The organism is Ciceribacter sichuanensis (assembly GCF_024055605.1).
GTDB lineage: Bacteria > Pseudomonadota > Alphaproteobacteria > Rhizobiales > Rhizobiaceae > Allorhizobium > Allorhizobium sichuanense.
Genome location: NZ_JAMXLX010000002.1, coordinates 571,973 through 595,782, shown reverse-complemented (window position 1 = coordinate 595,782; position 23,810 = coordinate 571,973). Strand labels below are relative to the sequence as shown.

General features: G+C 61.8%; 22 protein-coding genes. 10 read left to right on the top strand and 12 right to left on the bottom strand.

The annotated features are described in order from the left end of the window. Positions 1-329: 329 nt before the first annotated feature. From leuA to NBH21_RS09135, 3 genes are all read left to right on the top strand, one after another. The gene (gene leuA / locus NBH21_RS09145; RefSeq protein WP_250916407.1) at positions 330-2,045 is read left to right on the top strand and encodes a 2-isopropylmalate synthase; all 1,716 of its coding nucleotides are present in this window, start codon (positions 330-332) and stop codon (positions 2,043-2,045) included. A gap of 3 nt (positions 2,046-2,048) precedes the next feature. Next, entirely contained in the window at positions 2,049-2,843 is a 795-nt protein-coding gene (locus tag NBH21_RS09140) for an alpha/beta fold hydrolase (protein WP_250915794.1), read from the top strand. A 153-nt stretch (positions 2,844-2,996) separates the two neighbouring features. Continuing rightward, on the top strand, positions 2,997-3,665 hold the full coding sequence (locus tag NBH21_RS09135; RefSeq protein ID WP_250915795.1) for a CerR family C-terminal domain-containing protein: 669 nt from the start codon (positions 2,997-2,999) through the stop codon (positions 3,663-3,665). A 94-nt stretch (positions 3,666-3,759) separates the two neighbouring features. On the opposite strand, the gene NBH21_RS09130 is transcribed toward NBH21_RS09135, so the two are convergent. Continuing rightward, positions 3,760-4,668 carry a metallophosphoesterase family protein gene (locus tag NBH21_RS09130; protein WP_250915796.1) on the bottom strand — a complete coding sequence of 303 codons (909 nt, stop codon included), beginning with the start codon at positions 4,666-4,668 and terminating at the stop codon, positions 3,760-3,762. A 41-nt stretch (positions 4,669-4,709) separates the two neighbouring features. Between NBH21_RS09130 and NBH21_RS09125 the strand changes: the two genes are divergently transcribed. After that, positions 4,710-5,201 (top strand): NUDIX domain-containing protein, encoded by a 492-nt coding sequence (locus tag NBH21_RS09125; RefSeq protein WP_250915797.1) that lies wholly within the window; start codon positions 4,710-4,712, stop codon positions 5,199-5,201. Between the two features lie 9 nt (positions 5,202-5,210). On the opposite strand, the gene NBH21_RS09120 is transcribed toward NBH21_RS09125, so the two are convergent. Further along, complete coding sequence (locus tag NBH21_RS09120) at positions 5,211-6,191, bottom strand: glutathione S-transferase family protein (RefSeq protein WP_250915798.1); 981 nt, start codon at positions 6,189-6,191, stop codon at positions 5,211-5,213. A 259-nt stretch (positions 6,192-6,450) separates the two neighbouring features. Between NBH21_RS09120 and NBH21_RS09115 the strand changes: the two genes are divergently transcribed. Continuing rightward, positions 6,451-7,014: a GNAT family N-acetyltransferase gene (locus tag NBH21_RS09115; RefSeq protein ID WP_250915799.1), complete on the top strand. Its 564-nt coding sequence runs from the start codon at positions 6,451-6,453 to the stop codon at positions 7,012-7,014. Here NBH21_RS09115 and NBH21_RS09110 read toward each other — a convergent pair. The 5 genes from NBH21_RS09110 to NBH21_RS09090 all read right to left on the bottom strand — a co-directional run bounded on the left by NBH21_RS09110 (position 6,998) and on the right by NBH21_RS09090 (position 14,351). Beyond that, the gene (locus NBH21_RS09110; RefSeq protein WP_250915800.1) at positions 6,998-7,417 is read right to left on the bottom strand and encodes a GNAT family N-acetyltransferase; all 420 of its coding nucleotides are present in this window, start codon (positions 7,415-7,417) and stop codon (positions 6,998-7,000) included. The two genes, NBH21_RS09115 and NBH21_RS09110, sit on opposite strands and share 17 nt — an antisense overlap. Positions 7,418-7,528: 111 nt before the next feature. Beyond that, positions 7,529-9,601 carry a hypothetical protein gene (locus tag NBH21_RS09105; RefSeq protein WP_250915801.1) on the bottom strand — a complete coding sequence of 691 codons (2,073 nt, stop codon included), beginning with the start codon at positions 9,599-9,601 and terminating at the stop codon, positions 7,529-7,531. Between the two features lies 1 nt (position 9,602). Continuing rightward, a complete protein-coding gene (locus NBH21_RS09100; RefSeq protein ID WP_250915802.1) occupies positions 9,603-12,404 on the bottom strand; it encodes a DUF4159 domain-containing protein in 2,802 nt (933 codons plus the stop codon). Next, positions 12,401-13,321, bottom strand: a complete 921-nt coding sequence (locus NBH21_RS09095; RefSeq protein ID WP_250915803.1) for a DUF58 domain-containing protein — start codon at positions 13,319-13,321, stop codon at positions 12,401-12,403. The genes NBH21_RS09100 and NBH21_RS09095 overlap by 4 nt, the downstream gene beginning before the upstream one ends. 16 nt (positions 13,322-13,337) lie before the next feature. Then, on the bottom strand, positions 13,338-14,351 hold the full coding sequence (locus NBH21_RS09090) for an AAA family ATPase (RefSeq protein ID WP_250915804.1): 1,014 nt from the start codon (positions 14,349-14,351) through the stop codon (positions 13,338-13,340). A 156-nt stretch (positions 14,352-14,507) separates the two neighbouring features. On the opposite strand from NBH21_RS09090, the gene NBH21_RS09085 reads away from it, so the two are divergent. From NBH21_RS09085 to NBH21_RS09075, 3 genes are read left to right on the top strand one after another with little or no spacing between them, the layout of a single operon-like run. After that, positions 14,508-15,131 (top strand): DUF1285 domain-containing protein, encoded by a 624-nt coding sequence (locus NBH21_RS09085; protein WP_250915805.1) that lies wholly within the window; start codon positions 14,508-14,510, stop codon positions 15,129-15,131. Further along, entirely contained in the window at positions 15,128-15,778 is a 651-nt protein-coding gene (locus NBH21_RS09080; protein WP_250915806.1) for a CoA pyrophosphatase, read from the top strand. The genes NBH21_RS09085 and NBH21_RS09080 overlap by 4 nt, the downstream gene beginning before the upstream one ends. Further along, the gene (locus NBH21_RS09075; protein ID WP_250915807.1) at positions 15,775-17,031 is read left to right on the top strand and encodes a CCA tRNA nucleotidyltransferase; all 1,257 of its coding nucleotides are present in this window, start codon (positions 15,775-15,777) and stop codon (positions 17,029-17,031) included. The genes NBH21_RS09080 and NBH21_RS09075 overlap by 4 nt, the downstream gene beginning before the upstream one ends. Positions 17,032-17,149: 118 nt before the next feature. Here the strand turns inward: NBH21_RS09075 and NBH21_RS09070 are convergent, their stop codons facing one another. The 3 genes from NBH21_RS09070 to hemF all read right to left on the bottom strand — a co-directional run bounded on the left by NBH21_RS09070 (position 17,150) and on the right by hemF (position 18,844). Continuing rightward, positions 17,150-17,335, bottom strand: a complete 186-nt coding sequence (locus tag NBH21_RS09070; protein ID WP_250915808.1) for a DUF1059 domain-containing protein — start codon at positions 17,333-17,335, stop codon at positions 17,150-17,152. A gap of 144 nt (positions 17,336-17,479) precedes the next feature. After that, on the bottom strand, positions 17,480-17,752 hold the full coding sequence (locus NBH21_RS09065; RefSeq protein WP_250915809.1) for a hypothetical protein: 273 nt from the start codon (positions 17,750-17,752) through the stop codon (positions 17,480-17,482). A gap of 177 nt (positions 17,753-17,929) precedes the next feature. Further along, the gene (gene hemF / locus NBH21_RS09060) at positions 17,930-18,844 is read right to left on the bottom strand and encodes an oxygen-dependent coproporphyrinogen oxidase (RefSeq protein ID WP_250915810.1); all 915 of its coding nucleotides are present in this window, start codon (positions 18,842-18,844) and stop codon (positions 17,930-17,932) included. Between the two features lie 165 nt (positions 18,845-19,009). Between hemF and NBH21_RS09055 the strand changes: the two genes are divergently transcribed. Further along, positions 19,010-19,267, top strand: coding sequence for a hypothetical protein (locus NBH21_RS09055; protein ID WP_250915811.1), 258 nt, complete (start codon positions 19,010-19,012; stop codon positions 19,265-19,267). A 109-nt stretch (positions 19,268-19,376) separates the two neighbouring features. On the opposite strand, the gene NBH21_RS09050 is transcribed toward NBH21_RS09055, so the two are convergent. Both NBH21_RS09050 and NBH21_RS09045 read right to left on the bottom strand, forming a co-directional pair. Beyond that, positions 19,377-20,789, bottom strand: a complete 1,413-nt coding sequence (locus NBH21_RS09050; protein ID WP_250915812.1) for a cell envelope biogenesis protein OmpA — start codon at positions 20,787-20,789, stop codon at positions 19,377-19,379. Between the two features lie 257 nt (positions 20,790-21,046). Further along, positions 21,047-21,502 (bottom strand): tRNA (cytidine(34)-2'-O)-methyltransferase, encoded by a 456-nt coding sequence (locus NBH21_RS09045; RefSeq protein WP_250915813.1) that lies wholly within the window; start codon positions 21,500-21,502, stop codon positions 21,047-21,049. Between the two features lie 378 nt (positions 21,503-21,880). Between NBH21_RS09045 and NBH21_RS09040 the strand changes: the two genes are divergently transcribed. Then, a complete protein-coding gene (locus tag NBH21_RS09040) occupies positions 21,881-23,737 on the top strand; it encodes an ABC transporter ATP-binding protein (protein ID WP_250915814.1) in 1,857 nt (618 codons plus the stop codon). Positions 23,738-23,810: the final 73 nt, after the last annotated feature.

Genomic DNA, 23,810 nt, shown 5'->3' with positions numbered 1-23,810 from the left:
AAACATACGAATGACGTACTTGCCAACTGCGGCGAAGGGTGGCTATAAGGCTCGCATGAAGATCTCGGGCGAACACATCACCGCTTCATTCGACGCAGGCCGCATTCCGGCCGGCGCGTCGGTTCTCGCCCTAAACTCGCTTCTTCTTAGCCTTATCCGCGGTTGCCGGGTCCTTTGAGGAGCGCCCGGCGGCCGGTTAGCCGCGTGGCACAGCTCCTCGGATAAAATCCCAGTTTTGCACCATGAACGGTCTGTGATGGCCAAGGCGTCTGTACCAGCCCCAAAATGATGATGGCGGGCAGATGCGGAAGAGGAAGACGATGAACGAGATGAGCGTGAATACCGCCGGTGTGAAGCACGGCATGCCCGAAGCGGCCAAGAAATACCGCCCCTATCCGCAGATTGACATCAAGGACCGCACCTGGCCGTCCAAGACGATTAACAAGGCGCCGATCTGGTGTTCGGTCGATCTGCGCGACGGCAACCAGTCGCTGGTCAATCCCATGGGCCATGACCGCAAGGCCCGCATGTTCCAGATGTTGCTGGACATGGGCTTCAAGGAAATCGAGATCGGTTTCCCGTCCGCCTCTCAGACCGATTTCGACTTCGCCCGCTGGTGCGTCGAGCAGGGCAATGTGCCTGACGACGTGTCGCTGCAGGTGCTGGTGCAGTGCCGGCCCGAGCTGATTACCCGCACCTTCGAGGCGCTGGAAGGCGCCACGCGCCCGATCATCCATTTCTACAATTCGACCAGCGAGTTGCAGCGCCGCGTGGTGTTTGGCAAGGACGTATCAGGCATCAAGCAGATCGCCGTCGACGCCGCCAAGATGATTACCGACATGGCCGCCAAGGCCGGCGGTGGCTATCGCTTCCAGTATTCGCCTGAGAGTTTCACCGGCACCGAGCTGGAGGTGGCGCTGGAAATCTCCAACGCCGTCATCGAGATCATCAAGCCGACGCCCGACAACAAGCTGATCCTGAACCTGCCCTCGACGGTCGAGATGTCGACGCCGAACATCTATGCCGACATGATCGAGTGGATGTGCCGCAACATCGACAATCGCGAGAACGTGCTGATTTCGCTGCATCCACATAACGACCGCGGCACCGGTATCGCCGCGACCGAACTCGGCCTGATGGCCGGTGCTGACCGCGTGGAAGGCACGCTGTTCGGCAATGGCGAGCGTACCGGCAATGTCGACGTCGTGACGTTGGCCTTGAACATGTTCACGCAGGGTGTCGATCCGGAACTGGACTGCTCGGATATCGAGCGGATCAAGGCCGTTTACGAATATTCCAACGAGATGACCATCCCCGAGCGCCATCCTTACGTCGGCGAACTGGTCTACACCGCGTTTTCGGGTTCGCATCAGGATGCGATCAACAAGGGTATGAAGGCGATCAAGCAGTCGAATACCGGCGTGTGGGAAGTGCCTTATCTGCCGATCGATCCGCAGGACGTCGGCCGCACCTACGAGGCGATCATCCGCATCAATTCGCAGTCGGGCAAGGGCGGCATCGCCTATATTCTGCAGCAGGACTACGGCATCAACCTGCCGCGCAACCTGCAGGTGGAGTTCCGCGAGGACATCCAGCGGATCACCGACGAGGAAGGCGTGGAGCTGCCGTCGAAGCGTATCCACGAACGCTTCATCCAGCGTTATGTCGAACAGCCGGGAGCCCGCCTCAAGTTCGTCGATCACCACACCTACCCCGATACCGTCCAGAAGGGCCGGCGCATCGTTGCAGCCGAGATTACCGACAATGGTGAACTCAAGCGGATCGAGGGGCAGGGAACCGGTCCGATCGACGGTTTCATCAATGCGCTGTCGACCTATCTGGGCATCGATCTCTCGGTGGCCGATTACTCGGAGCATTCGCTGCAGCATGGTTCGAACGCATCGGCCATCGCCTATGTCGAGATGGTGCATCCGGGCGGCAAGTTGTTCGGTGCCGGCATCAACACCAACATCGTGACGGCCTCGCTGGAAGCGATCGTTTCGGCTGCCAACCGGGTGCTCGAAGAGCGGGCCGCAAAGGCCTGACGCGTGGCGCTTCACGCCGTCATCACCGGTGATCCTCATGCAACAGTACCTCTGGTGCTGCTGCATGGTTTCGGCGGCGGTGCCTTCGTCTGGCGTGAGGTGACCGACCGGTTGCCGGCGAACCTGCCGGTGATCGCTTACGATCTGCCGGGGCATGTGGGTTCCTTGCATGCCGAGGGTCTTGGCGGGGCGGGCCGTATGGCCAAGGCGATCGTTTCGGATCTCGACAGGCGGGGCATTCCCGCCTTTCATCTCGCCGGCCATTCGCTCGGTGGAGCGGCTGCTGCATTGATCGCCCTTCGTCGGCCGCAGGCGGTGCCGAGCCTGACCATGGTCGCGCCCGGCGGTTTCGGACCGGAAATCAATCATCGGGTCCTTAAGCGCTTCGGTCTTGCCGAAACGGCTGAAGAGCTTCGTTCGGCCCTGGAAATCATGGTCGGCTATAACTTCGATATCCCCGAGACGATGATCGAGGCCACGCTTGAGGCACGTCGCGGCGAAGGCGCGCGAGAGGCTTTGAGCACGGTCTTTGCGGCAATCGTTTCGGCCAATTGTGAGACTGGACCGGCTCAGGGTCAGTTGCCGCTTGCCGATATCTTCGCCTTGCCGATGCCGAAGGCGTTGCTCTGGGGCCTCGAGGATTGCATCCTGCCACCGCACCAGAGCGCGGTGTCCGGTAATGGTCTCGCGGTTCGTCGTCTTCCGGGGGGCGGCCACATGCTGGTTGATGAATGCCCTGATATAGTCGCCGAGGAAATCCTTCGGACTATCAGGCGTGTGGAAGCAACGGTTTCCTGACGGTCTGCCTGCGCATATTCTCTTGATCGACCGGCTCTACCCCGATTGAGCGCCTTGAGCGATTGCTGGAAGTAACGTATTGATTTCATGTATCATCCGTGACCGGGCACGAGCCGGCTGGATGGTCCTACGGCTTTTTGAGGCAGGATGTAGATGGCAAGGCAGGCTTCCGGCGCGGCTGCCACGCGCGAATCCCTGGTATCCGCAGCGCTCGAACTCTTCGGCGACTATGGCTACGATGCCGTGTCCACACGCCAGATCGCCGATCATGCCGCTGCCAATATCGGCAGCATCGCCTATCATTTCGGAAGCAAGCCGGGACTTCGGATCGCCTGCATCGAATATGTCATCGCGGTGGTGAAGGAGACGCTCGGCCCGTCGGTATGGCAGCCGCTACCAGCCAATCTCGGTCCGGACGATGCGCTTGACACGATGGACCGCATGTTCTCGACTTTGCTGCTGATCGGTTCGACGCGGCCGGATGCCGATCAGATCTCGAATTTCATGACGCGTGAGCTGGTCATGCCGGGAGCTTTCGACGCGCTGCTTTACGACAAGCTGGCCGAACCCTTGCACGAACGTTTTTCGCAACTGCTTGCGATCGCCATCGGCCGACCGGGCGAGGGCAAGGATCTTGCCCTGACCGTGTTTTCACTGTTCGGCCAATCGATGTTCTTCCGGTTGTGCAAGCCGGTCATCGTCAAGCACATGGAGTGGCCGGGTTTCGGGCTGGAACAGGCGCAGGCTGCAAACGTCATCGTCTCGCAGAACCTCAAGGCGATCGTCGCCTATCACCGCAAGCTGAACGGGTTTGAGACCTGACGCACATCACGCTGTCGGACCACTTTCCGTGCGTGCATGATCCGCTCTCGCAAACTCATGCGCATTTTCAGCCTATCTGCGGCAGGGGCGGGGCCTATTCCGCAAGGATCTGGTGATGGTCGTGGCGAAGTTCCGTTCCGGCATCGGAAAGGCCGTAGCGATCCCATTGCAGGCGCCAGTCTCCAGGTTCCCCACTGATGGAAAAGAGGTTGTAGCCTGCAGCGGGTTTGTGCCCACCGGGGCCTTGTGACGCCGAGGCGATGCCAACCACCGGCACGCGCTGCTGTCGGTTGTCGAGCCAGTAGAGCGTGTTGAGATGGGTGTGTCCGTGCAGTACGAGTTCCGCACCGCCCGTCGAAATGGCGGCCGCGAAACGCCGAATGCCGATCATCCGCTTGTAGGAGGCGGCGGCGCCGCGAATGGGCGGGTGATGGATCATCACCACCCGGAACAGGCCTTCCTCGCCGGCCGCCTTCAACAGGTCTGAGGTTTCCCGCGCCTGCCGGGCGCTGAAGAAGCCGCTGGCGGAAAAGGGCGGCGTTGCGATGGAGGTGGAGCAGCCGATAAGAGCGACAGGCCCGCGCCGGCGGATATAGGGAAAGAGCTTGTAGCCCTCGCGCCAGATCATCGGATCGTCGTCGCCGCGCATGTAGTCGTACCAGGCCTGCACTGCCTTGTCGTGGGCGCCGGGCACATAGGCATCGTGGTTGCCGGGAACGACGGAAGTATCGAGCGGCGCGCCGGTCTCGTGGAGCCATTCCGCGATGCGACGGATTTCGATGCCCGAGGCGAGATTGACGAGGTCGCCGGTGATGGCGAGATGATCGGGCTCCTGTCGGCGCAGGTCCTCGATCACAAGATCGAGCGCATTGGCGAAGAGGTGCTTGCGCCGGTTGCGGTGCCAGTTCACATATCCGGTAATGCGCTTGGAAGCGAGTTCACGGATCGTCAGGTTCGGCAATGGCCCAAGGTGAACGTCGGATATATGCGCGAGCTTGAACATGGTGCTTTTCTTAAAGAGCGCACTTCCTGCGGGCAAGGACAATGACGCAACAGCAAGGAACAGAAGAAGTATCCGGGACAACTACCCGGTTCGTGTTGCGTATTCTGCACAGTTACTTCGCGATCTCGCGCGGCATGACGCTCGGTGTCCGGGCGGCCTGTTTTGACGAACAGGGCCGGATCTTCCTCGTGCGCCACACCTATGTGCCGGGCTGGTACATGCCGGGTGGCGGGGTGGAGCGCAGGGAAACAGTGCCGCAGGCACTGGAAAAGGAATTGCGTGAAGAGGGCAATCTGGTGATGACCGAGCCGCCGCAGCTCTTCCACGTCTATTACAACAGCAAGGCCAGCGTGCGGGATCACGTCATGCTCTACCGCGCGAAGGTGAGGCAGACTGCTCCGCGCCCACCTGACCGGGAGATCGCCGCATCCGGCTTCTTCGATCTCCATGATCTTCCGGTCGATACCACCACCGCGACCTTGCGGCGTCTGGCGGAGATCAACGGCGAGGCAAGCCCCGCCGATATCTGGTGAAGGAAAAACTCAAGCGAGTTTTTCCCGCCCATGCGGGCGATTGAAATCGAGAGCCGGGCCGACCGGCACGACGCCCGTCGGGTTGATGGTCTTGTGGCTGCGGTAATAGTGGTCCTTGATGTGGCGCATGTTGACCGTCTCCGCCACACACGGCGTCTGGTAGAGATCGCGGAGGTAAGCTGACAGGTTCGGATAATCCTCGATCCTGCGGATATTGCATTTGAAATGACCGACATAGACCGCATCGAAGCGGACGAGGGTGGTGAACAGCCGCCAGTCGGCTTCCGTCTGGCTGTTGCCGAACAGGTAGCGCTGTCTGGCCAGCCGCTCTTCAAGCCAGTCGAGGGTTTCGAAAAGGGGAAAGACGGCGCTCTCATAGGCGGCTTGCGTGGTGGCGAAGCCCGACTTGTAGACGCCGTTGTTGAGAGTATCGTAGACGCGTTTGTTTACCTCGTCGATCTCACTGCGCAGTATCTCCGGGTAAAAATCCAGCGTGTTGCCGGTCAGGCCGTCAAAGGCGCTGTTGAACATGCGGATGATTTCGGAGGATTCGTTCGAGACGATAGTGCTCGTGTGCTTGTCCCAGAGAACCGGGACGGTGACCCGACCGCTATAGGCGGGATCGGCTTTAACGTAGATTTCCCAGAGCGCGTGCGAGCCGAAGAGGTGATCGACGGTTGCGCCGTCGCGGTCGTGAAATTCCCAGCCGTTTTCCAGCATCAGCGGATCCACCACCGAGACGGAAATCAGGTCTTCGAGGCCCTTGAGCTTGCGGAAGATCAGCGTGCGGTGCGCCCAGGGACAAGCGTAGGAGACGTAGAGATGATAGCGGCCGGCCTCCGCCTTGAAGCCTGCGCGTCCGCTCGGGCCGGCGCTCCCGTCGGCGGTGACCCAGTTGCGAAAGGTCGAATCGCCGCGACGAAAATGTCCCGCGGTCGCCTTGGTGTCGTACCAGACGTCATGCCAAGTACCTTCGATCAGCATGCCCATCGGGCAACTCCTTCTTGTTTCTTCCCGTGTCGTGGCCTGAAAATACGGTTTGGCAGCGCGATTACGAGACGCGAAAGGATGAACGGTGTGTTTTTCCGTTGGACGGACGGAAAAAATGCTGCTATCCGGATTGCCACCTCAAGGATGAAGGCCCCATGACCGCACCACGGACCCTGCGACGACGCTGATGCTTCCCGAACGCCCCTAGGCGTTAACGAGAACCCATATCTACGTCTGCTCTGCTGGTTTCGGTCATTTCATGAAAAATCACGACCTCGTCTACCTCACTGAGGATGCGTCGCACGACGCCGTTATCGAACTCATCAACGAAGAAGCATTCGGTCCCGGCCGGTTCACCCGCGCTGCCGCCCGCATCCGGGAGCAGGGACCGCATGACAGGTCGCTTTCCTTCATCTGCGCCGATGACGGCGAGACCATCGCATCGGTTCGGATGACGCCGGTCATCGCCGGTGGCGTTCATGGCCATTTGCTCGGACCTCTGGCCGTGCGGCCCTCGCACAAGAGCAAGGGTATCGGTCGCGAACTGGTCCGTATCGCCATCGAGGCTGCCCGGCGGAAGGGTTCCGAGGCGGTTATTCTCGTCGGTGATCCGCCATACTACATGCCGCTCGGCTTCGAGAAGGTGGCGTGGAAGGCGCTTGATTTTCCGGGTCCAGTCGATCCTGGGCGGGTTCTGGTGGTGCCGATGGCCGAGGGAGTGCATGAGCGCCTGAAGGGCGTGATCGCCTGGCGAGAATGCCAGTGGAAAGAGCCGGCCTCCGAAGCCGAAACCGAGGCGGAAGCGCTTAAAATCGCTTCCTGAGCCAGGTTATGGCGTATTCGCCGCTGAAATTCTGGATCCTGCCGCAGATTTCGTAGCCCTGCCGCTGATAGACGCGGCAGGCTTCCGGATTGATGGTGTCGATATAGGCACCGACGCAGTTGCGTTCCCTTGCTTCCATTTCCGCCCGCTCCAGCAGCTTTCCGGCAAGGCCCTGACCGCGCAGGTGCTCGGGTACGAACAGCATTTCGGTATAAAGCCAGCCTCGCCCCGTGTAGCCGATCAGGCCGCCTTCGGTCTTGCCTTCGTCATCCTTCAGCGGGATGAAGATGTTCTTCCGGTTCGTTGGGCCCAGCATCCCATCGTTGTAGTCGAGAATACCCTTACGGATGGCGGCGCGATCCTCGTCGGTGGCACTGTCGAATATTTCCAGTTCCAAAGGCATGGCTAATATCCTAGGGGCATGTCGTGCCGTCTTGCTCACCGTTTTGCGACGGCGGCATACAAGATGACAAGAGCATCGGGTCTCTAAAGTGATCTGAACACGGTGGAAGGATCATCGTCCTTCGCGCCACCACGTGGCGGAGACGGCGAAAAGCAGGACGGCAAGGCCTGCAAAGCCGGCAAACAGGGGCAGCGTGTTTACGCCCTTGAGCACTGTTTCATCCGTGAGGCGGATGAGCATGCGCCGGTTGTCGGTCACGCGGACCTCGCTGCTGACCGGAACGATATCCGGCACGCGGATGCCGCCATTGCCATTGTCGAGGCGCGCCACCATTCCCTTGGTAGCCGCTGCGATGGGCGCCAGCGCCTCGGTGGTGGAAACCATGGCCTTGAATTCCTGCGCATCGACCGCACCGACATGCACCAGCGTCGAGAAATCGCCGTTGCTGACGGTGAACAGACCGATTTCGTCCATCCGCCGCTCGCCTCTATAGAGGCCGGGAATGGTTTCCGTCAGGTCGAGTGTTTCGGTCTTGCCGGAGGGCGTGCGAATGGTAGCGGGCCCCGGCTTGTCCCCGATGGTTTGTCGCGTCACTTCCAGCGTGCGGCCGATGGCGCGCGCCTTCAGCGACTCTTCTTCCAGTTCCGGTTCCTTCATCAGCCAGTGAGCGATGCGCCGGTAGAGTGAAACATGCGGGCCGCCGCCCTCGAACCCGCGCGCCCAGAGCCAGCCCTGATCCGACAGCAGCATGGCGACACGCCCCTCGCCGGAGCGGTTGAGCACCAGCAGCGGACGACCGCCGTCTGCCGTCATGACGGTTTCCCCATCGGGATTGGCCACATCGACGCTGCGGAACCAGCGGCCCCAGGCCGGCGGTTCGCTCGCGGAGCCATCGAGGCCGCGCGTGACCGGGTGGCGTTCGCCTTCCCTGGAAAGGCGCGGATAGAAGGCTGCCTCGTGCATTTCGCCCGTGGGTGCGGCGGGAATGACGGAGGAGAGCGGCGTCAGCGCAATCGAATCCTCGCTTGCCAGCTCCGGCCCGGCTGCGATCAATAGTGCGCCGCCGCGCTTCACGTATTCGGCGATATAGTCGTAGTAGAGGATCGGCAGGACGTTCTTGCGGTCCTGATAGCGGTCGAAAATGATCAGGTCGAAATCGTTGATCTTCTCGACGAACAGCTCGCGGGTCGGGAAGGCGATCAGTGACAATTCGTTGATCGGCGTGCCGTCCTGCTTTTCCGGCGGGCGAAGAATGGTGAAGTGCACCAGATCGACCGAGGCATCAGACTTCAGCAAGTTGCGCCACGCGCGTTCGCCTGCATGGGGCGAGCCGGAAACGAGCAGTACCCGCAGGTTCTCGCGGATGCCCTCGATCAGGTGGATGGCCTTGTTATTGATGTCGGTGACTTCGCCCGGTGCGCCGGCGACATCGAACTCGAGCACATTGGTACCACCGCGCGGCACCTTGAAGGAAAGCGGGGTGTCGACGCCCGGAACGGCGTTGAGCCTTGCGATCTCCTCGCCGTTCATCAGCACGGTGACTTCCGCCGGCGCATCCGTCTTCCTGCCATCGTCGAAAACGCGGAAGGTCAGTTCCTGCGGATCGTTGACGATGCCGAAGCGCGGGGCCTGACGGACCTCGATGCGGCGGTCGAATTCATCCGCCTTGCCGGTTACCAGCGCATGCAGGGGAGCCTCGAAGCCGAGGGACTGGCCGATGGCCGGAATGTCATGCACCTGACCATCGGTCAGCATGATTGCCCCGCCGACACGGGTGGGCGGAACGTCCGTGATGGAAGACGCCAGCGCCTCGAAGAGTCTTGTCGAGGGAGAATCGTTGGTCGGCGGGTTCCTCACCTCGACGATGCGCGGCTCGATGCGGGCAAAGCGAGACAGGCGATCGGTCAGTGCCTTCAAGGCCTCGTCGGTCATGGCCGTGCGGCCAGGAGCCTCCTGGCTCTGGCTGCGGTCGACGATGACGGGGACGATGGTGCTCAGCGGTTCGCGCTCTTCCTGCAGCAGCAGCGGATTGGCGAGAGCGGCAAGCACGGCGGCGGAGGCGACAAAGCGCAGGACCGTGCCGCGCACCCGTTTCATGAGGCCAACCCCCAGCAGCAGCAGGGTCAGCACTGCGAGCATTGCCAGAACGAACCAAGGAATGAAGGGGGCGAATTCGATCGTCATGTCACTGGCCCAACCGTTCCAGGAGGTCGGGAATGTGCACCTGATCGGCCTTGTAGTTGCCGGTCAGCATGTACATCATGATATTCACCCCGGCGCGGTAGGACATTTCCCGCTGCATCTCGTCAGGAGGGACGGTCGGCATCATCGGGGCACCGTTATCCTCGATCGCCCAGGCGGCGAGCATGTCGTTACCGGTAATCAGGATGGGCGAGACGCCATCGCCTGCGGAGGCGACGGCACTATCCGCCTTTTTCGCTTCCTGCCTTGCCTCGACCCAAAGGGGGCTGCCGGTGTAGCGACCGGGGAAATTCGACAGCAGATAGAACGACCGAGCCAGCACATGGTCGGACGGAACGGGTTCCAGCGGCGGAATGTCGATGGTGGCGAGGATCGCCTGGAGACGCTCGCCATTGGCGCTCGGGCCGGCATCGCCCCCGAGGGCGGAGATCTGGTCGCGGGTATCGAAGAGCACGGTACCGCCGGCGCGCATATAGGCGTCGATGCGGCTGATGGCAGCAGCCGAGGGCATGGGCGCAGTCGCCGATACCGGCCAGAAGATAATAGGGTAGAAGGACAGTTCGTCCTTGGAAATGTCGAGGCCGACCGGAGGCGCAGGTTCGAGCGTCGTGCGGTAGGTGAGGAAATCCGTGAGGCCGATAAGCCCTCGTTCCGAGATACGGTCTACTTCCGGTTCGCCTGTAATGACATAGGCGAGATGGGTGTTGTCGAGCCGTTCGAGGATCAGTTCGTCGCCGGGTTTCGCATCGGCAGCGCGCAGGTCGTCAGGGAGCATCAGCAATGCGGCCATCATCATGGCGATACCGGTCGTGGTGGTTCGGCCGGGAAGGCGGGCAAAGACGCCATTCATGAAAAGCACCACGAGACTATCCAGCACGAGCAGGGCAAAGGCGATCGACAGGAGCGCCGGTTTCAGCGGCTTGGCGGCAGAGCCGGCAAGCCGCTCGCGCGAGACCTGCACATTGGCATCCTGAGGAAGCGGGGTCAGTTCGCTGTCCGAAGGCAGAAGGTTCAGGGCGACGAAGCCGTCCTCGGTGCCATAGAGGCCCGGCGGATTGTCGAAGGTAGATGCCAGAGGACGTTCGTTGCCAAGGCTCAAGGGGCGGGCGGTTCCGGCTTCGCTGGTCATGGTGCCCGAAGCCGTCAGCAGGCGATAGGGCGGAAGGGCCGGAGCGGTCGCGTCGCCGCCTTCGGCGGCGGTGCCAACGCGGGAAAGCTGAATGAGGCGGCGGAGCATTTCAACGAAATGGCCGGAGATCGGAAGATCCGACCATGTGGCTTCCGCGCTGACATGGAAAAGCACGATGCGGCCTGCGCCGTTTTCCCGGACGGTGACGAGCGGCGTTCCATCGGCAAGGCTTGCCCAGGTGCGTTCCGCGAGGTCGGGCGTAGGCTCGGCAAGCACCTGTCGCTTGACGAGGATGTCTTGCGGGCGGGCCATGCCCGCGAAGGGACCGAAGCGCGGGAAGTCCGCCAGCGGCTGGGGCTCCGCCCATGACAGGGCGCCGCCGAGCGCGCGCTCGCCCTGACGCAGGATGACGGGAAGCAGCGGGTCGCCGGAGGGGGCGGCGGCAAGACGCGGGCCGGCAAAGCGGATCAGTGTTCCTCCGCGCGAAATCCAGCGCTGCAGCGGATCATAGACTTCAGCAGGCAGACGACCGACATCGGCGAGTACGATGACGGAGGGATTGCGCGACAGGAACTCCGGAATCGACACGGCAAGATCCGTGACATCGGGCTTCATCAGGTCGGCATAGGGCGCAAGCGCGCGTTCGATGTAATAGAGGGGCGAGAGCAGCGGCTGGAATTCGTCGCCTGCCTCGCCGGAAATCAGCGCGACACGGCGACGGCGGAAGCCGTCGTCCAGCAGATGCGTGGCACCGGCCGTGCCGAGGCCGACGACGGAGAGCCGGGCGAAATCGTTGCGCAGTTCGAACGGTGCGTTCACCGCAGCCTTTGCCACGTTTTCTCCACTGCGGAAATTGGCCATGCCGGTAGCGATCACGCGGCCCTGCCGGTCCTGCACCTCGATGTTCACGCTCGCCGCGCTATTCGTTGAAAGCCGGGAAAGGTTGACTTCCAGAGCGTTGGATCCGTTGGTCGCGCCGGTGATAGCGACTGCCGCCTTGCCGTCACCCTCGGCCAGCCTGAACTGATAGGGCGAAAGGGCCGCGAGGTCTGCCATGGTCGTGTCATTCTCACGCGACGAAAGGCCGTCGGAGAAGAAGACGAGCGTGCCGGGGCGGGTGGACTGGAGTGCTTCCCTGAGCGCACCGATGGCGCGCTCCCGGTCGGGTCGCAAAGGCTTCGGCGCAGCTGCATGCAGTTTTTCCAGCGCGGTGCTGGCGGCAACGGGTACAGGATCGTGACTTGGATCGGCGGTGAAGACGAGCGATACCGGCAGGCTCGCGTCGGACGCGTCACCGATAAGCGCCTCGGCGGTCGCGATCCGGCGGTCCCAATCGGTCGATGTCGACCAGCCGTTGTCGATGACGAGAACCAGCGGGCCATCGCCCGATACGGAGGCGTTGCGCGGGTTCATCACCGGATCGGCGAGCGCGAAGATCGCAAGCGCGGCAATCGCCATACGCAGCAGGGTCAGCCACCACGGGCTTCTCGACGGCGTTTCCTCCCGCTTGAGCACCGAGGCCAAAATCCTGAGCGGCGGAAACACCTCTGCCTTGGGGCGAGGCGGGGTGAGCTTGAGCAGCCACCAGATCAATGGCAGGGCGGCAAGGGCAATCAGAACGGCAGGGGCGGCGAAGGCAAAGGGCAAAGCGCTCATGAGGCATTGCTCCTGCTGACGCGTGGCGGCGTGCCGGAGAGATACATGTGGATGGCGACCAGTGCCTCGGAGGCCAGCCGGTCTGTGCCGTGGGGCACAAAGCTCCACCCCAATCGACGCAGCGCTTCGCCGAGATTGTCACGGCGGGCGAGATAGGCGCGGCGGTAGTCTTCGCGCAGGCTCTCGGCACGTCCGGAGGTCAGCTTTTCGCCGGTTTCCGGATCGGTGAACTCGGTGCGGCCGGTATAGGGGAAGGTCTCCTCCGCCGGGTCTGCGATCTCGACCACATGGCCGCGCAGGCCGCGACGGGCAAGCGGGCCGATACGATCCATGATGCGGTCGGCGTCATCGAGGAAGTCGCCGATCAGAACGATATCGCTCATGCCGCGGATCATGCTGGTATCCGGCAGACCGCTGGTCACCGGCGCATGAATGAGCGCTGCGGCGAGCCGTTCGGCGGCGTTGCGGGCAGAAACAGGCTCCATGACGCCGGGGCAACCGATGCGCTCGCCCGACCGGGCAAGGATTTCGGCAAGCGCCAGCATCAGCACCAGCGCCCGGCTTTCCTTGGAAACGGAAGCAAGCGTCGACTTGTACATCATCGAGGGTGACATATCGGCCCACAGCCAGATCGTATGGGCTGCCTGCCATTCGTGGTCGCGGATATAGGTATGATCGTCGCGGGCGGAGCGCCGCCAGTCGATTCGGGTGAAGCTCTCACCTTCCGAATAGGGGCGGAACTGCCAGAAATTTTCGCCGATGCCGCGCTTTCGCCGGCCGTGCCAGCCGGCGATCACGGTGTTGGCGATGCGGCGGGCTTCGACCATGCAGTCGGGCACGAGGGCGGCGCGCTGACGGGCGCGGCTCAGCGCATCGCGGCTCGGGGTCTGCTCGACTATCTGGCCAATGCTTGCCACGAGCCCCTAGCCTTTCTCAGCCGCGAGCACGGCTGACGAGGCCAGCGATCACATCGCGTACCGACATGCCTTCCGCGCGGGCCGAGAAGGCAAGCGCCATGCGGTGTTCAAGGATCGGCTCTGCAAGCGCGTAAACGTCATCGAGCGACGGCGCGAGGCGACCTTCGTAAAGCGCGCGGGCACGGGCGCAGAGCATCAGCGCCTGACCGGCGCGCGGGCCGGGACCCCAGGCGACGTTCTTGTCGGTTTCCGCATTGCCCTGACCCGGTCGGGCGGAGCGGACGAGCGACAGGATCGCATCTACTACGCCTTCGGAAACCGGCATCTGGCGAATGAGCTTCTGGATCTCGATCAGCCGTTCGGCTGTTACGACGCTGGTTGCGCGCGCTTCGGAAAGGCCCGTGGTTTCGAGCAGGATCTGGCGTTCGGCCGCCAGTTCCGGATAGCCGACGTCGACCTGCAGCAGGAAGCGGTCGAGCTGGGCTTCGGGCAGCGGATAGGTGCCTTCCTGTTCCAGCGGGTTCTGCGTGGCGAGCACGTGGAACGGGGAGGGAAGGTTATAGGCCTGCCCGGCGATGGTGACGTGGTATTCCTGCATGGACTGCAGAAGCGCCGACTGGGTGCGCGGGCTGGCGCGGTTGATTTCGTCGGCCATCAGAAGCTGGGCGAAGACCGGTCCCTTGACGAAGCGGAAGGAACGCCGGCCGTTCTCGTCCTGGTCCATGACTTCGGTGCCGAGGATATCCGACGGCATCAGATCAGGCGTGAACTGAATGCGGTTGGCGTCGAGCCCGAGAACGGTGCCGAGCGTGGTGACGAGCTTGGTCTTGGCGAGGCCCGGAACCCCGACCAGCAGCGCGTGACCACCTGACAGGATCGCCAGAAGCGTGTTCTCGACCACTTTTTCCTGGCCGAAGATCACCTTGGAGACTTCGCCGCGAATGGTGGCAATATCGGCCAGCGCCTTTTCGGCGGCTGCAATGATGGCCTTTTCATCGAGGGGGGCATCCGGCACAGGCATCATTCCCATGGTCTTCTCCATCTCATGCGGCCAATGGGACGAATCGCGCCTCATACGCAACCGTCACTTTTAGAACTAACTTATTCCCGAACGGGCGGCTGACAAGCGCGATTCAAATGACTATCTCGTGACTGCAATGGATTAGAGGCAAACCGGGACGCAAAGATGGCAGGCGACATGCTGAAAGCGACGACGGATGCGGCGGGGCTCGCCGCGCTGATCGCCCGTGCCGGCGAGCAGACCGCCGGGGGCAAGAACGGGCTCCCGCCCGTCGAGCGCTGGGAACCGCCGTTTTGCGGCGATATCGACATGGAAATCCGGGCCGACGGTACATGGTTCTACATGGGGACGCCGATCGGCCGCGCGCCGCTGGTTCGGCTTTTCTCGACCGTCCTTCGCAAGGACGAGGACGGGAAAACCTATCTGGTCACACCTGTGGAAAAGGTCGGGATCCGGGTCGAGGATGCGCCCTTTGTTGCCGTCGAAATGAGTGTGGATGTGCGTGACGACGAACCGGTGCTGGTTTTCCGCACCAATGTCGGCGATGTGGTCGAGGCGGGTGCGGCGCATCCGCTGCGTTTCGTGATCGCGGGCGAGAATCAGGAATTGAAGCCCTATCTGCATGTGCGGGGGCGGCTGGAGGCGCTGGTCTCGCGAGCCGTGATGTACGATCTCGTCGAGCTTGGCGAGATCCTGTCCGTCGATGACCGGGATATGTTCTGCCTTCGCTCGGGTGGCTCGGTGTTTCCGGTCATGCCGGCCGAAGAGCTGGATCGGCTGTCACAATGATCGCTGGTACTTCGGGGACTTCCGCGCTCTTCAGCGCTCAGGATTTCAGGCAACGTGCTCTGAACCAGATCGGCGCGCCGATCGAACATGCATGGCGCGACCATGGCGACCACCTTCTCAATCCGCAGACTGTTCTCGAAAACGAGGGGTTGAAGCTCAAGGATGCGGCCGTGCTCGTGCCCGTGGTGGACGATCCGGATGGTGCCAAGGTCATCCTGACCCAGCGGACGGCGAAGCTGCGCAAGCATGCTGGACAGATCGCCTTTCCGGGCGGCGGGATCGACGAGGACGACAAGTCGCCGGAGATCGCGGCTCTTCGTGAGGCGGAGGAGGAGATCGGGCTTGCGCCTTCCTTCGTCGAGACGGTGGGCCGTCTGCCGCAATATCTCTCGGGAACCGGTTTTCGCATCATCCCGGTTCTTTCCGTGGTCCAGCGGGGATTTACCATCACGCCCAATCCGACCGAGGTGGAAGAGGTCTTCGAGGTGCCGCTTTGTTTCCTTATGGATCCCGCCAACCACCAGCGCGACAGCAAGGCCTGGCAGGGGATCGTCAGGCATTTTTATGTGATGCCCTATGGCGAGCGCTATATCTGGGGCATTACCGCCGGCATCATCCGGACGCTTTACGAAAGGCTTTATGCATGACCAATCTCTCGTCGGAAGCCTGGTTCCGCGATCCTGCGCTGACAAGGCTTTTCGCGCTGCTCAATGCCGATGGCGGTGAGGTCCGGGTGGTCGGCGGCGCGGTGCGCAACAGCCTGATGGGCCTTCCAGTCGGCGATGTCGACCTTGCCACGACGCTTCTGCCTGATGTCGTGGTAGAACGCGCCCGGGCTGCCGGTATCAAGGCGGTTCCGACCGGTATCGACCATGGCACGGTGACGCTGGTGATCGACGGCACCGGGTTTGAAGTGACGACGCTCCGGCGTGATGTGGAGACCGACGGGCGTCGGGCTCAGGTGGCTTTCGGAACAGACTGGCAGGTGGATGCCGAACGCCGCGACCTGACGATCAATGCACTCTATGTCGACGAACGCGGCGAGGTGATCGACCTTATCGGCGGTCTCGCGGATATCGAGACGAAGACCGTGCGCTTCATCGGCGATGCGGATACGCGGATTGCAGAGGATTATCTCAGGGTTCTGCGGTTCTTCCGCTTCTTCGCCCATTATGGCGGCGGACGGCCGGATGCTGCGGGGCTGAAGGCCTGCGCGCGGGCCAAGGACCAGCTCAAGACCTTGTCCGCCGAGCGGGTATGGTCCGAGATAAAGAAGCTGCTTGTGGCAACCGATCCCGGCCGGGCGCTGCTCTGGATGCGGCAGTCCGGCGTGCTGACGGAGGTCCTGCCGGAAACCGAGAAATGGGGGATCGATGCGATCCCCGGTCTGATTGCGGCGGAGCAGGCGCTCGGCTGGACACCGGACCCGCTGCTGCGGCTTGCCGCGATCGTGCCGAAGGACGTTCAGCGGCTGGCTGGGCTTTCGGAGCGGCTTCGTCTGTCCAGGGCCGAAGCTGTCTATCTGGAGCGTTTCGCGCTTGCGCCGAAACCCGCCGATGCCGTGACCGACGCGGTCTTTACCCGCGATCTCTATCGTTTCGGCACGGAAGGGATCATCGCCGTCATCAAGCTGGAACTGGCCGGCACGAGAGCCAGCGCCGAAGGAAATCCGAAAGCCATGGCGCGGGCGGGGCGGCTTTCGGTCCTGCTTGACAGGGCACAGAAATACGAGCGGCCGCGCTTTCCTCTGACCGGCAGCGACGTCTTGGCAGCAGGCGCCGATGCCGGCCCGAAGGTGGGCGAGGCGCTACGCAAGCTGGAGGACGAATGGATATCGTCCAGCTTCTCCATGGACCGGGCGAAGCTTCTCGCCCGGCTGCCAGAGGTGCTGAAGTCCTGATTCAAGTCGTTGAGAAACCGATTCAACGTCCTGACATCCTGATTCAGGTCTGGATGCCAAGTTGCTGAAAGCGCTTTCTTTTCAGGGTTCGGTACAGCGAATTGCGTACTGTCTGCCGTCAGGCTGCGTCGGCTTCCTCGGTAATGCGAGCCTTGATGTTTTCGACCATGTTTTCGCGGATGACGGTTTCGCCATGGGCAGTGCGCAGGTGCTCAACGGCGCGATGAACCACCTCCGCTTCTTCCTTGGCGCGGGTGTGCCAGGCGCAGCCTGGAACCAGTGAACCACATTCAAACTGCTTCATAGCGCATCTCCTCTTCGACTGGGTTCGACGCCGGGGAGCATATCACATTATTCGAAAATTCTCAATTGCTCCCTTATCCCGCACAGCCGAAGCGGTGCAGGACAAGGGGATCTTTCGTCACCTCCTGAGAGGCGATCCGGGATCCTATTCGGGCATTGCCCAGCAATTGAAGACGGAAGCGGCAACCCGGGCGTGGGGCGGGCGGGTGTAGCCTTCGATGTCGTTGGCCGCTTCGACATCAGTCAGTTCGCGGCCCGACAGGCCAAGCTTGACCTGTTCGACGAAGTAGGCGTGGGGAAGGTCAATGTCGCTTGAAGCGCGAAGCTCTTCGGCCAGCCGATCAATGAATTCCGGCGCTTCGAGCGCGCGGTCGGCTGCTGCATGCGGGGGGACTGAAACGCTGCTTGTATCAGGCATAGCAATTCTCCTCCTTAAGAACCGGGAGAAAGATAACACCAGATGTTTCAATTCCAAATGCAATTTGATGTCGCAGGTCACAATTCCGCGATGGTCTTGACCATTGGCAAACCGAGGTTTTGTCCATGGCTCAAAACGGCACCAATTGCGCATTTTTCGTGCAAAAATGGCCGGCCTTTACGGCCAGCGTACGACCGGCGGCAGGGATGATAGGATCGATTCGACGTTCCCGCCCGTCTTCAGGCCGAAGATCGTGCCGCGATCGTAGAGCAGATTGAACTCTACATAGCGTCCGCGACGCACCAGTTGCTCGTCGCGCTCTTCCTCGGTCCACGGTTGGTTGAAGTTGCCGCGCACGATCTTCGGATAAACGAGGTTGAAGGCTCGGCCGACATCCTGAACGAAGGCAAAGTCGGCTTCCCAGCCGCCGCGCTCTTCCGGCGAATGCAGCCAGTCGAAGAAGATGCCGCCGATGCCGCGCGGCTCGTTGCGATGCTTCAGGAAGAAATATTCGTCGCACCAGTTCTTGTAGGCCGCATAGTCGGCGACGCCGCTGTGGCGTCCGCAGGCGATTTCCATGGCGCGGTGGAAGAGGCGGCTGTCGGGGTCTTCCTGAGTGCGGCGATTGTCGAGAACGGGGGTCAGGTCGGCCCCGCCGCCGAACCACTGGCTGGTGGTGACCACCATGCGGGTGTTCATGTGCACGGCGGGCACGTTCGGATTGACAGGATGCGCGATCAGCGAAATGCCCGAAGCCCAGAAACGCGGGTCTTCCTCGGCGCCCGGCATGGTTTTGCGGAACTCGGGAGAGAATTCGCCGTAGACGGTCGAGGTGTGCACGCCAACCTTCTCGAAGACCCGGCCTTCCATCATCGACATGCGACCACCACCGCCGGCCCCACCGTCGCGAAGCCAGTCCTTGCCGACGAAGCGGCCTGGCTGACGGTCGGAAAGCGGTCCGCTCAGGTCCTGTTCCAGAAGTTCGAAGGAAGCGCAGATCGTATCGCGCAGGTTTTCGAACCAGGCGCGGGCCGTCTGCATCTTCTCGCCGATATCGTTCGGCAGGCCTTTCGGCAGGTCAGGTCTTTCCATCTGCTCCCCCGTCGCGGCGTTCATTCGCGCGGCGACTCGTCACAAAATCCGAACTTCGATTAGCAGGTCAATTCCGGCGCGACCAGAAAGGCAGGTGCTTCAACCTCTGAAAATCGACTCGCAAAAGACAAGTGTGGCAATTATCTTCAGGGGAGCGAGGTTTTCATGACGAGAATACCCGGTCCGCCACCACTCGATGGCCTGAAAAAGCGCATCGCCGACCACCGCAAGGCCAAGGCACAGCGCGGGTCCGATTTCGTGCGCGAGACGTTCTGCCTGTCACGGGAAGAAGCGCGGGCGAAGGCGCGAGAATGGTTCGACGCCTTTCCGAAAGCCGCCTACTGGACAGAGGTCGAGAGCTGGCGTCAGCTCGAGGGCGACCGCATCGAATTCACCATGCGGCGACTGCCTTCGGCCGATTGAGGCGCGTCATTCCGACCTATTGCTCTGCCCTGGCATGTGCGACTTTGGAAGAGCGCCGTTGAGCGCTCTCCCGCCAACCCATCACGTGGAGAGTCATTATTGGGCCGCGTTAGCGGCGGCCACCCTTGGGACCGCCGCGCTTGTTTGACGGGCGCGAGGGCTTAGGTTTCGGCGCAGAAGCCATTTCCGTCTTCATTTCCGGTCTGACGGGCGCGGGCAGTTCCTCGACCACGGGTTCGATCGCAACTTCTGACAGTGGAGCAGGCTCTGCGGCAGCGACGACCTGCAGATCGTCTTCCACCGTAACCGGCTCCGTCGGTGCGATTGCAGGCTCCGTCACTTCGGAAAGTGGTGCTTCGGCGGCTTCGGCGGCTGCTGGTGAGGGTTCAGCGGACGGCGGCTCGGCGGCCAATGTTTCAACTGGCTGGGGTTCGACGGACACCACTGCGGGCGGCTTGCTCTCGATAACCTCTTCAGGCTTCGCTTTGGCTGCTGCCTTGGCGGCTCTTGCCTTTGCGATCTCGACGGGAGGCGCTGCCGTCTCCGGGGCTGCGCTTTCTTCTTCGATCACGGCCGGCAAGCTGTGGGCGACGATCTCCTTGAGGATTTTCGTCACGGAAAGTGAGCCTGGGAAACCGGTGTTGGTGGAGTGGCCGGCATAGGGCACGCGAACATCGCTCTCAATGAGAGGACGCGAATTGATCTCCCCGAACCAATCGAACTCGCCGATCACGTCGATGACGTTCCTGCATTCCGGCGGCATGGTGATGCGGCTGCCGAAGGTGACGACGCGCAGGCCGCCCGTCAGCTTCCTCAGGCGCTTCGGGTCATCCAGCTTCAAGGCATAGAGGGCCTCGGACAGGACGCGGTTGCCGCGAGAATGGCCGGCAAGCAAATGGAAGGAAAGCTCTGGATTGGCGAGCAGGCTCTTGACCGTGTCGGCATCGAGGCAACTGCCATTCGGCTTGAGTTCGATGAGGTGACGGTCCTGATAGGCGCCGAGCTGCGGGCGACCGACCATGTCGTCCAGAACCTCGAGGTCGTTGCGCATGTGGCCGAGCCAGCCGAAGAAGAACGCGCCGCCGACGGCCTCGTTGACGATGTCGCCAAGACCATAGCCGGAAACGACGGCGGCAACGGGTTCGCCGATGGCGTCAGCCACGTTGCGGGCAAAGGCCGCCGCGCCGATGGCGGAGCCGCCAACGCCGGCAACAGTGAGCGCATGGACGTTTCGGCCGCCGCGCAAAAGGTATTCGTCGACCGTATCGCAGAGCGTCAGCATGCCGGCGCCTGTCGGCGGAACGATCATAATCAGGCCCTCGGCCGCGATCACATCGCTGACATAGAAAGTTTCTTCTGCCGTCAGCGCTTTCACGTCGTAGAAAAAGGCATCGAGATTGGCGTTGCGCAGACGCCAGGGTTCAAGGGCGGCATTGCGGCCCGGCCGGCGCTGAAGGCGTTCCGGAAAGCTCAGCGATCTCGCGAAGTGGGTCAAACTCAGGGCGAATGCGGTCTCGAACATCAATCATCTCCCGGTTTTTGCTGCGACGCAACATATCGTCTTTCGGTAGAATTAGCAAATGTGCGAATACGGTTTTGTGCCACCTGAAGGTTGCAGATGCAACCGTCTTCGTATCTCCTTGCGAACGTAGGGAGTCTAACGGATTTTGAAGACATGTCCTTGACGGATGTCGGTTCGGGGCGCTTTCCGGCGATTAGGGCCAAAACGCAATCAGGATACCTGTCCTGATTGCGTTTTGGCCCTAATCTGTGCGGTCTTCAGGAGACCTGCCGCAGCGCTTCGCCGGCGATCATCGCGGCCGACATCGCGACGTTGATGGAGCGCTGTCCGGCCACCATTGGAATGATGACGCGGGCATCTGCCGCCTCGTGCACGTTGTCCGGAACGCCGGCGCTCTCACGGCCGAAGAGCAGGATGTCATCAGGGCGATAGGTGAGATCGGTGTAGCGCTCGGCAGCCTTGGTGGAGGCGAGCACCAGCCGTCTGCCCGTTGATTGCCGCCATGTCTCGAACTGGTTCCAGTTGACGTGACGGGTGAGCGTGACGCTTGCCAGATAGTCCATGCCCGCGCGCTTCAGGTTGCGGTCTGAGATGTCGAAGCCTGCCGGTTCGATGATGTCGACGCCGAGCCCCAGGCAGGCGGCAAGCCGGAGGATGGTGCCGGTGTTGCCGGGAATATCGGGCTGGTAGAGGGCAATGCGAAGCGCGGTCATGCCCTCTCATAAGCCAAGGCGGGTATCGTCCTCAAGTCCGGCGAGTTGGCAATGATTTGTTGTCTTCAGGCAACATCCAAGCGTCAAAACGCGATACTGCCGCATTTTCCCTCTTTTCAACCCGGACCTTCATAGATAGACAGTCTGCATCTTCAACACGCAACAAGGGAGGCCTCGATGATGACAATTGACACGACGCGTTTCCCGGTGCCGCATTATTTGCAGGCTGCGTGACGGCGAAACGCTCGCCCTTTCTCTCTAAACTACCCATTTAAATTGCCATGCGGCCGTTACTGCGGCCTCTTTTTCCCGATTTCCGCCCGTGTGCGATCGATTGCGGTCGTCAGGTGCCGGGCGCCAGATTGCTGGAGCATATTCATGTTTGCGTGGTTCGAAAGCCGCCTCAATCCCTATCCGTCGGAAGCGCCCGCGCTGCCGCCCAAGGGACTTGTCGCTTTCTGCTGGTATTATACGAAACCCGCGGCCCCCTGGCTGCTGGTGCTCGGGCTATGCTCGATGCTGATCGCGGTGGCGGAAGTGGTCCTCTACCAGTTCCTGGGCAATATCGTTGACTGGCTGACGGTCGCCAATCGCGCCACCTTCCTCGAAACGGAATGGACCAGGCTGGTCTGGATGGGGGCGCTGCTGCTCGTCGGTCTTCCCGTGGTCGGAGCGATCCATTCGCTGACCATGCATCAGGTGCTGGCCGGCAATTTCCCGATGATCGCCCGCTGGCAGATGCATCGGTTCCTGTTGCGCCACTCGATGACCTTCTTCGCCAACGAGTTCGCGGGCCGGGTCTCGACCAAGGTCATGCAGACATCGCTGGCCGTTCGTGAATCGGTGATGAAGATCATTGACGTGTTCGTCTATGCCATCAGCTTCTTCGTCTCGATGCTGGCGCTGGTCTTCGCTGCCGACTGGCGCCTCGTCGGGCCGCTGGTCTTCTGGATCGTGGTCTATTCGCTGATCCTCGGATACTTCATCCCGCGTCTGCGCAAGCTTTCCAGCGAACAGGCGGATGCGCGCTCGATGATGACGGGGCGGATCGTCGACAGCTACACCAACATCGCGACGGTGAAGCTGTTCTCCCATGCGGGCCGGGAAGAGGCCTATGCCAAGGATGGCATGGATGCCTTCCTCGGCACCGTGCACCGGCAGATGCGGCAGATCACGCTCCTCAACATCCTCGTCGATATCAACAACGCCATCGTACTGTTCTCGATTTCGGCGCTCAGCATCTGGTTCTGGCTCGGCGGCAGCGTTTCGATCGGCGCGATTGCGGTTGCGATCGGCCTTGCGATGCGCATCAACGGCATGTCGCAGTGGATCATGTGGGAAGTGGCCGCACTCTTCGAAAACATCGGCACCGTCTATGACGGCATGGGCATGATGACCAAGGCGCATGATATCGTCGATGCTCCCGCGGCCAAGGCGCTGGCCGTGCCGAAGGGCGAAATCGTCTACGACCATGTCCGTTTCCACTACGGCAAGGACAAGGGCGTGATCAACGACTTCTCGCTGACCATCAAGGCGGGCGAGAAGGTGGGGCTGGTCGGCCGCTCGGGTGCGGGCAAGACGACGCTGATGAACCTGCTTCTGCGCTTCTACGATCTGGAGAAGGGCAAAATCACCATTGACGGGCAGGACATCTCCAATGTGTCGCAGGAAAGCCTGCGCGCTTTGATCGGTGTCGTCACGCAGGATACTTCGCTGCTGCATCGCTCGATCCGCGACAACATTGCCTATGGCCGGCCCGAGGCGACCGATGCGGAAGTGATCGAGGCAGCGAAGCGGGCGAATGCCTGGGACTTCATCGAAGGCCTCGTCGACATGCAGGGCCGCAAGGCCCTCGACGCTCAGGTCGGCGAGCGTGGCGTGAAACTCTCGGGCGGCCAACGCCAGCGCGTTGCGATCGCTCGCGTGTTCCTCAAGAACGCGCCGATCCTGATTCTTGACGAGGCGACCTCCGCGCTCGACTCGGAAGTCGAGGCCGCCATTCAGGAGAGCCTGTTCTCGCTGATGGATGGCAAGACCGTGATTGCAATTGCCCACCGTCTCTCGACGCTCACGGAGATGGACCGGCTGGTGGTGCTCGACAAGGGGCACATCGTCGAGACCGGCTCCCATGCCGGTCTGGTGGCCGAGGGGGGCATTTACGCCGACCTCTGGAACCGCCAGTCCGGCGGCTTCCTTGCCGATCAGTCGGACAGCGAAAGCGAAGCGGCGGAATAAGATCAGGCCCTTCCCGCAGAAATGCGGGAAGGGCTTTTTGCTGCTGCCGCGCCTGCAGATTTTCTAAAGTTAT